The organism is Clostridium sp., from assembly GCF_016650095.1.
Lineage (GTDB): Bacteria > Bacillota > Clostridia > Clostridiales > Clostridiaceae > Clostridium_AD.
The window spans coordinates 1-7032 of record NZ_JAENWL010000184.1 but is presented as its reverse complement, the minus strand read 5'-3'; the positions used below and the strand labels follow the sequence as shown (position 1 = coordinate 7032).

Below are 7032 nucleotides of genomic sequence, written 5' to 3'. Positions count from 1 at the left end.
GTTTCTTGCTCAGAAGTGAATGCAGCCATGGGTAAAATAGTTGCGGCACCTACAGCTGGATCTTGTGGGATACTTCCTTCAGTAATTATTACAGCAGGAGAGAAACTTAACAAGACTGAAGATGAGTTGATTAATGCGCTATTCACGGCTTCAGGGATAGGAATTATAATAGCTAAGAATGCTACAATGTCAGGAGCTGAAGGTGGATGCCAGGCTGAATGTGGAGCAGCCGCAGCAATGGGCGCAGCGGCTGTAGTAGAAATGATGGGTGGGACTCCTGCTATGGCTTTGGACGCAGCAGCTATTGTGATAAAAAATATATTAGGACTCGTATGTGATCCTATTGCAGGACTCGTTGAGGTGCCTTGCGCTAAACGAAATATGGCTGGAGCAGTAAGTGCTCTAACCACTGCAGATTTGGCTATGAGTGGTGTAACTAGTAGAATACCTTTTGATGATACAGTAATTGCAATGTATAAGGTAGGTAAGCAATTACCTTGTGAATTAAGAGAAACTGCTATGGGAGGTCTTGCGACTACACCCACAGGCCTCAAATTGGCAAAAGAAATTTCATTAAAACAAGGTACATTGAAATAGATATATTGTTAGAATTAATTAAGAGAGGGATATCCTAAAGGGATGTCCCTCTCTTTTTGAAGTAACCTTTAAAAACATAATGAATAGAATATTAAAGAAGATAATAATTTAATGGAGGATTAGAAATGCAATTAAAGGGAAGTAAAACAGAAAGAAATCTTCTGACGACTTTTGCAGGAGAGTCAAGGGCAAGAAACAAGTATACATTTTATGCTGAAAAAGCTGAGAAGGAGGGCTATGAGTATATAGCGTCTGTTTTTGAAGCAACAGCAAACAACGAAAAAGCTCATGCGAGAGTAGTTTTCGATAAGTTTCTTAACATGAATAAAAATACAGCAGATAATTTGAAAGATGCTGCAGAGGGAGAAGCTTTTGAGAGTAGTAAGCTATATAAACAATTTGAAGTTGAGGCAAGAGAAGAAGGGTTTATGGATATTGCAAGTTTTTATAAAGAAATACAGGAAGTAGAAGAAAGCCATGAAATGAGATATATGAAAATATATGAAAATCTTGTGGCGGGAATGATGTTTAAAAGAAACAATGAAGTAAAATGGCAATGTATGAATTGTGGATATATTCATATTGGAAAGGTAGCACCAGATTTTTGTCCGCTATGTAAGTATCCAAAAGCTTATTTTAAAATATATTGCGAAGACTACAAATAGGAGGAGTGAATATGATAATTTATTATCCGACCTACTATTTAGTACCAGTAGTACCTGTAATATCAATAGACGAGTATGAATACAACGTTAGGTACAACGATGAATACAGCGTTAGGTACAACGATGAATACAGCGATGGTTATAATGATGAACACAGCGCTGGGTACTACGATAGATATATCGATCGGTACAATATGGAAGAGAACGAAGGGCATAACAAATACAGAAATATTAGTCATGATATTTTTGGAGAGATTGATGCAGAGTACGTAAATGAAAATACAAAATAATGATAGTTTGGTGTTTTGAATGAAAAAAACTTACATTTTTATGATTGGTGTAATTGCCATGATGTTTATAAGCACTTCTTCAAGTCTAGTAAATACAATAATATATTCATTAGCCATAATTCCATTGGCTATCCTTCTCGGAGATCAAACTACTAGAATATCAGATTATATAGGGGAGAAGAAAGGGGGGCTACTAGCCGCTACAGTTGGTAATGTTCCTGAACTCATGATGGGAATATGGTCAATAAAGTATGGGATGATACCTATGGTTCAGGCCTCTCTAATTGGATCAATTATAAATAATATGCTTTTAGGTCTTGGAATTGCAGTAGTGTTCGGTGGTCTTAAGTTTAGGGAACAGAAATTTAATAGAATAATAGCACGAACGAATTTCAATATGTTACTATTGGCATTGTCCTCTATGGTAGTCATAGCAACATTAAATAGCTACTCTGTAGTTAAAGATCCGATACTTATAGCCATAAGTGTGAAAGTCGCTTTTTTGCTGATAGGTATTTACATTTTAGGTCTAATATTTTCATTATATACGCATAATAATTTATTTATTGTAAGCGAGAATAAAGAAGAAAAAAAAATTATTATAAATAAGAAAGTTGCTGAAAGTGCGATAACTTTAATTTGTATATCTGTATTACTTTATTTTATAAGTGATAAGTTAATTTACAATATCAGAGATTTTATAAGTGATTACGATATATCCCAAGAGTTCATAGGTATCATTCTAATTCCACTACTCGGGAATATAGGCGAAAATGTATCTACCATAATGAGTGCAATACAAAACAAAGTAGATATGAGTTTAGAAACGGCTATAGGGTCAAGCATCCAGATTTCACTTTTTGTTACCCCGGTGCTAGTATTATTTTCTTGTTTTATGGGGTTAAATATGACACTACTATTTCCAATTTTCCACATAATAATGTGTAGTATAGCAGTAGGTATGTCTTTTTTAGTATTTCAGGATGGGAAAACCTATTGGTTAGAAGGTAGCATTTTAATTACTTCCTATATTATAATTACTTTAGCATATTATTATATTGTATAGACGTATAAAAATAAATGACAAGTCAGATATTTGACTTGTTATTTATTTTTATTACATAGGAAACAGCTTGCATATTCTCAATAATATAATAATATATTAAACTAAAAGGTGATTATTTGACACATAGAAGGGTAATTCAGAATTATTATAATGATGTAAATAATTTAGCAGAAATTTTGACTAAACTAGTTTCTTCTTATAGGCTATTAATAGGTGGTGCGGATGAACTAAATAAAATTGCACTATCTAAAAAAAGTGAGGTTAAGGATGCACTTAAAAGAGCTGATAATTTGGGGGACATCATAGACGAGACAATAAAAGTATTAGATGATGCGAGTTATAGTTATAGGTCTTACTGCACAATGAAAACTGAAGTTATGAAATGCAAGATTCAAATAGAGTATATAGAAACAGAGATTGACGAGGATTTAAAGTTAAGAGATTAATCATCACCCTTGGTGATGCATCACCTTTGGAGTTAATCATCGCCTTTGGTGATATTAATCAACTTTTGAAATGTCGTTAAAAAAAGTGTGAAAAATTTTTCACGCTTTTTTTATTTGAAAATTACTTACCATAAGATAAGAGAGCGCAAATATTATAATAATAGTAAGTGGAAGATTAAGGGGTGAATTTAAAGTTATTAAAGCGTAAATTGCTACTAGCATTCCAGCCAGAGTAATAGGAATTCCTGTATAAACATTATCAAATTTAGTACTATTATATCGTGCTAGTCTATATGCACCAGCTACAGGGAAAACTAAGAAACAAACATAACTTAAGTAGCCTAAACTAACGAAATTATATAAATCAAATATAAGAATAGATGGTGCAACGCCAAAAGATACTAAATCTGCTAATGAATCTAATTCTTTTCCGAGATCGCTAGATACTTGCAGAAAACGTGCTACTTTACCATCGTACCTATCCATAAGGCCAGCTAATAATATAAAAATTGCGGATAATCTGTAATGAGCTTGAAAAGTCATTAATAAAGATAATAAACCAAAGATTAAATTTCCAAAAGTTATAATATTTGGGACATAGGATTTCTTCACTGCACAACACTCCTAAAATAATAAAATAGTTTATAACATAGTATTATTAATTTGATTTGAATATTATTTTAAATATTTTTTATAAAATCATTCATTTTATTATACATCATTTTAAAGCAATAATTAAGTATGTAAATCATATATTTTATTTAATATATTGTTAAAGCATATTTGAAAAAATATTAATATTATTTTTAATTTATGGTTAAAATAAAATAATTGATAATTGTTTTTTATTCTAAAGAAGTAAAAGGAGGGTTATAAAATGAAAGTTTCTGAAATAATGACTAAAGATGTAATAAGTCTATCTGTAGATGATACAGCGCAGCGTGCAGCTCAACTTATGAAGGAGTATAATATAGGGTCAATTCCTGTAAATACAGAAAGAAAAATAATTGGTATTGTAACGGATAGGGATATAATACTTAGAAGTGTATCAGAGGGTGTGGATATAAAAACACAAAAAGTTCGTGATATTATGACTTCAAATCCCGTAGTAGGAGATGAAAATATAGATGTGAATGATGCAGCCAGAATTATGAGTGAAAGGCAAATAAGGAGACTACCAATAACTTCGAAAAATCAATTAGTTGGGATAATTTCATTAGGGGATTTAGCATTAGAACCAAAACTTAAAAGCGAGGCTACAGATGCTTTGAGTGAGATTTCTATACCTTGTATACACAATATTTAGAATAAATTAATATCAAAATATATGACAAATAAAATATGATAGTATAGTAAAATCCACAGGAAAATGTAATTCTTGTGGATTAATTTTTAGTGAGGTATAATGTACATAAATAATTATTAAATTCAATGGTAAATAGGAGAGAATGAAATGAATAAGGTAAAATTTATTTATAATCCATATTCTGGAGAAAATACTATAGCGTCTGATTTAGATACGATAATAATGATTCATCAAAAATATGGGCGAACGATAGTTCCGTATAGAATTAGTAAAGAATATCCTATATCCGATGCATTTAAGGGCGTTGATAAAAGTTATAATTACATTTTAATAGCAGGTGGAGATGGAACAATAGACAGTGTGGTAAATGAGATGAAAAAAAGGAATATTAATTTGCCTATAGCAATCATTCCATCAGGTACTGCAAATGATTTTGCAAATTATATAGGCATGCCCCATGATATATTAGATGCATGTAATCAAATATTAAAGAGCGATGTAAAAAAGGTGGATATAGGGAAGATAAATGATAAATATTTTTTAAATGTAGCCAGTACAGGGTTATTTACAGATATATCTCAAAATATGGATGCAAACTTGAAAAATACTATAGGAAAATTGGCATATTATGTAAAAGGAATAGAGCAATTACCTAACTTTAGAAAACTAAAAATAAAAGTTAACTCAAGTGAAGTTTGTTTTGATGGCGATATGTATTTAATGTTAGTGTTTAATGGACAAACTGCAGGAAATTTAAAATTTGCTTATAACGCCAAAATGGATGATGGACTTTTAGATGTAATAATAATTAAAGCGGGGGTTATGAAGAATATTTTAAATATTTTTATTAGGATGATTCGAAATGAGCATCTAGAAAATGTAGCAGGAATTGTTTATTTTAAGACAAATAAATTAAAAATAGAATGCTCTGAAGATATTGTAACAGATATAGATGGAGAAAGAGGACCAGATTTTCCACTCTTAATAGAATGTGAAAAAGGCGGAATATCTATATTAGGAGCTAAAATATAGTAAGTTAGGCACAGTAAAATAAATAACAAGGGGATAGCCTTATTATTTATTTTGTTGTGCCTTAGCATATTTTTAAATATACAGTAATAAATATTAATAGTAGCAATTTTAGGGAGAGTATATAAATGAGTATATATTTTTTACTGCTGTTAATAATGGTTATTTTATTATATGAAGGTATAATTTCTAGTTTGGTTAATGCACCTAAAAAAATAAGGATATTAAGTGCTATGGCTTTAGTTTTAATGACGTTTAGATACATAGCTTTAATAATTCTTTTTATTGTGAAAAATCAAAGTTATCTATATTTATTAAAACCTGTTGTGTATGCAAATTTATTGTGCATACCATTATGTGGTGTTCTTTCAGTTCATATTTTTGCTAAGAATAATAAAATCAAGCTTAAAAAAATTTTAATTATATGTACTATGCTATGTATAGCCTACTGTATTGTTATATATAAATCTGCTATAAATATTAATATATCAAACATTTGTGGATACACTATAGAATTACAACTGGAATCTTATTGTTATATTGTTATGCTTATAATAAATTCGATTTTTGCAATTAAAGGTATACAACTATTTAATAAAACCTATTCTAACAAAATAGGGTCCGTATTAATAATAATATCTTCTTGCATAACAGTAATATCACTCCTTTTAACTTCAATAAATACAAATGACCTATGGCTATTGTTAGGTGATATTTCTTGGATAATAACCTTGGATTATAGTTTAAGAAAGTTTAAAAAATAATGTTGGGGCATAATGTTAGGGGCATTAAAAAGACATGTATAACTATGAGTAAATCTATAGTTATATATGCCTTTTTATTTTTGCCTTATATTTTTTACCCTTGTCGTGTTCTAGGGTTATGTTTTAGATCAGGGTTTGATGCCTTCTTTGGAGTGGTTTTCAAATTTGAAGTAGTCTTCGAAAAGGGTACTTTAGATTTTTTATTCCTAGTAAATTTAGCATTTGTTTTCATAGGTCTTGGTGGTATTAATGATTTCTTATCAAAACCAATTAAATCTTCTCTATGACCTTTTACTAGAGCTTCTTTTACAATGTTATAGTTTTCTGGATTCTTAAATTGAAGCAGAGCTCTTTGCATATTTTTTTCCTTTTGATCATTTGGAACATAAACCTTCTCCTTGGTGAAAGGGTTAATTCCGGTGTAATACATTGTAGTAGATAAACTCCCGGGTGTTGGGTAAAAGTCTTGGACCTGCTCTGGAGTGTATCCCATTTCTTTTATATATTCTGATAATTTAATAGATTCCGTGAGGTCACATCCAGGATGACTTGACATAAGGTACGGAACCAAAAATTGGTTCATATTAAATTTTTTATCTATTTCGAAATATTTTTTTACAAAACGGTCATACACTTCTTTTTTTGACTTCCCCATCTGATCTAGTACTTTGTCGCTAATGTGTTCAGGAGCTACTTTTAATTGTCCACTAATATGATATTCACATAATTCGGTAAGTTGTATAATGAAATGACCGAAGAGTAACAAAAAAATAAAGACTCAAGAGAAATACTCTTGTATAATGTTAAGTGACTAAACCAACATATACGGGAGGATTTCACATGAGTCAATTAAATTTTATCACACAGTG

The 7032-nt window shown here is 30.4% G+C and carries 9 protein-coding genes and 1 pseudogene; 8 read left to right on the top strand and 2 right to left on the bottom strand.

Going from position 1 to position 7032, the window contains the following annotated elements; translation table 11 throughout:
- From sdaAA to JJE11_RS11435, 5 genes are all read left to right on the top strand, one after another.
- On the top strand, positions 1-597 hold a 597-nt coding region (sdaAA, locus tag JJE11_RS11455; RefSeq protein WP_291635696.1), incomplete at its 5' end, for an L-serine ammonia-lyase, iron-sulfur-dependent, subunit alpha.
- A gap of 125 nt (positions 598-722) precedes the next feature.
- Positions 723-1262, top strand: a complete 540-nt coding sequence (gene rbr, locus JJE11_RS11450) for a rubrerythrin (protein ID WP_291635694.1) — start codon at positions 723-725, stop codon at positions 1260-1262.
- A complete protein-coding gene (locus tag JJE11_RS11445) occupies positions 1244-1552 on the top strand; it encodes a hypothetical protein (protein ID WP_291635692.1) in 309 nt (102 codons plus the stop codon). The genes rbr and JJE11_RS11445 overlap by 19 nt, the downstream gene beginning before the upstream one ends.
- Before the next feature lie 19 nt (positions 1553-1571).
- The gene (gene cax / locus JJE11_RS11440; RefSeq protein WP_291635691.1) at positions 1572-2618 is read left to right on the top strand and encodes a calcium/proton exchanger; all 1047 of its coding nucleotides are present in this window, start codon (positions 1572-1574) and stop codon (positions 2616-2618) included.
- Positions 2619-2734: 116 nt separating this feature from the next.
- Positions 2735-3064 carry a hypothetical protein gene (locus JJE11_RS11435; RefSeq protein ID WP_291635689.1) on the top strand — a complete coding sequence of 110 codons (330 nt, stop codon included), beginning with the start codon at positions 2735-2737 and terminating at the stop codon, positions 3062-3064.
- A gap of 99 nt (positions 3065-3163) precedes the next feature.
- Here the strand turns inward: JJE11_RS11435 and pssA are convergent, their stop codons facing one another.
- On the bottom strand, positions 3164-3676 hold the full coding sequence (gene pssA, locus JJE11_RS11430) for a CDP-diacylglycerol--serine O-phosphatidyltransferase (protein WP_291635687.1): 513 nt from the start codon (positions 3674-3676) through the stop codon (positions 3164-3166).
- Between the two features lie 265 nt (positions 3677-3941).
- Here pssA and JJE11_RS11425 point away from each other — a divergent pair, with 265 nt between their 5' ends.
- The 3 genes from JJE11_RS11425 to JJE11_RS11415 all read left to right on the top strand — a co-directional run bounded on the left by JJE11_RS11425 (position 3942) and on the right by JJE11_RS11415 (position 6163).
- Complete coding sequence (locus tag JJE11_RS11425; protein WP_291635685.1) at positions 3942-4370, top strand: CBS domain-containing protein; 429 nt, start codon at positions 3942-3944, stop codon at positions 4368-4370.
- Between the two features lie 147 nt (positions 4371-4517).
- On the top strand, positions 4518-5402 hold the full coding sequence (locus JJE11_RS11420; protein ID WP_291635682.1) for a YegS/Rv2252/BmrU family lipid kinase: 885 nt from the start codon (positions 4518-4520) through the stop codon (positions 5400-5402).
- A gap of 125 nt (positions 5403-5527) precedes the next feature.
- Entirely contained in the window at positions 5528-6163 is a 636-nt protein-coding gene (locus tag JJE11_RS11415; RefSeq protein WP_291635680.1) for a hypothetical protein, read from the top strand.
- Between the two features lie 94 nt (positions 6164-6257).
- Here the strand turns inward: JJE11_RS11415 and JJE11_RS11410 are convergent.
- Positions 6258-6893: pseudogene (locus tag JJE11_RS11410) on the bottom strand (DUF3362 domain-containing protein); the annotation flags it as partial.
- Positions 6894-7032 lie beyond the last annotated feature (139 nt).

What these genes read in the sequence shown, in the direction of transcription:
- rbr (WP_291635694.1), top strand. Translation starts at nt 723, where the DNA reads ATGCAATTAAAGGGAAGTAAAACAGAAAGAAATCTTCTGACGACTTTT.
- JJE11_RS11415 (WP_291635680.1), top strand. Translation starts at nt 5,528, where the DNA reads ATGAGTATATATTTTTTACTGCTGTTAATAATGGTTATTTTATTATAT.
- JJE11_RS11420 (WP_291635682.1), top strand. Translation starts at nt 4,518, where the DNA reads ATGAATAAGGTAAAATTTATTTATAATCCATATTCTGGAGAAAATACT.
- cax (WP_291635691.1), top strand. Translation starts at nt 1,572, where the DNA reads ATGAAAAAAACTTACATTTTTATGATTGGTGTAATTGCCATGATGTTT.
- JJE11_RS11425 (WP_291635685.1), top strand. Translation starts at nt 3,942, where the DNA reads ATGAAAGTTTCTGAAATAATGACTAAAGATGTAATAAGTCTATCTGTA.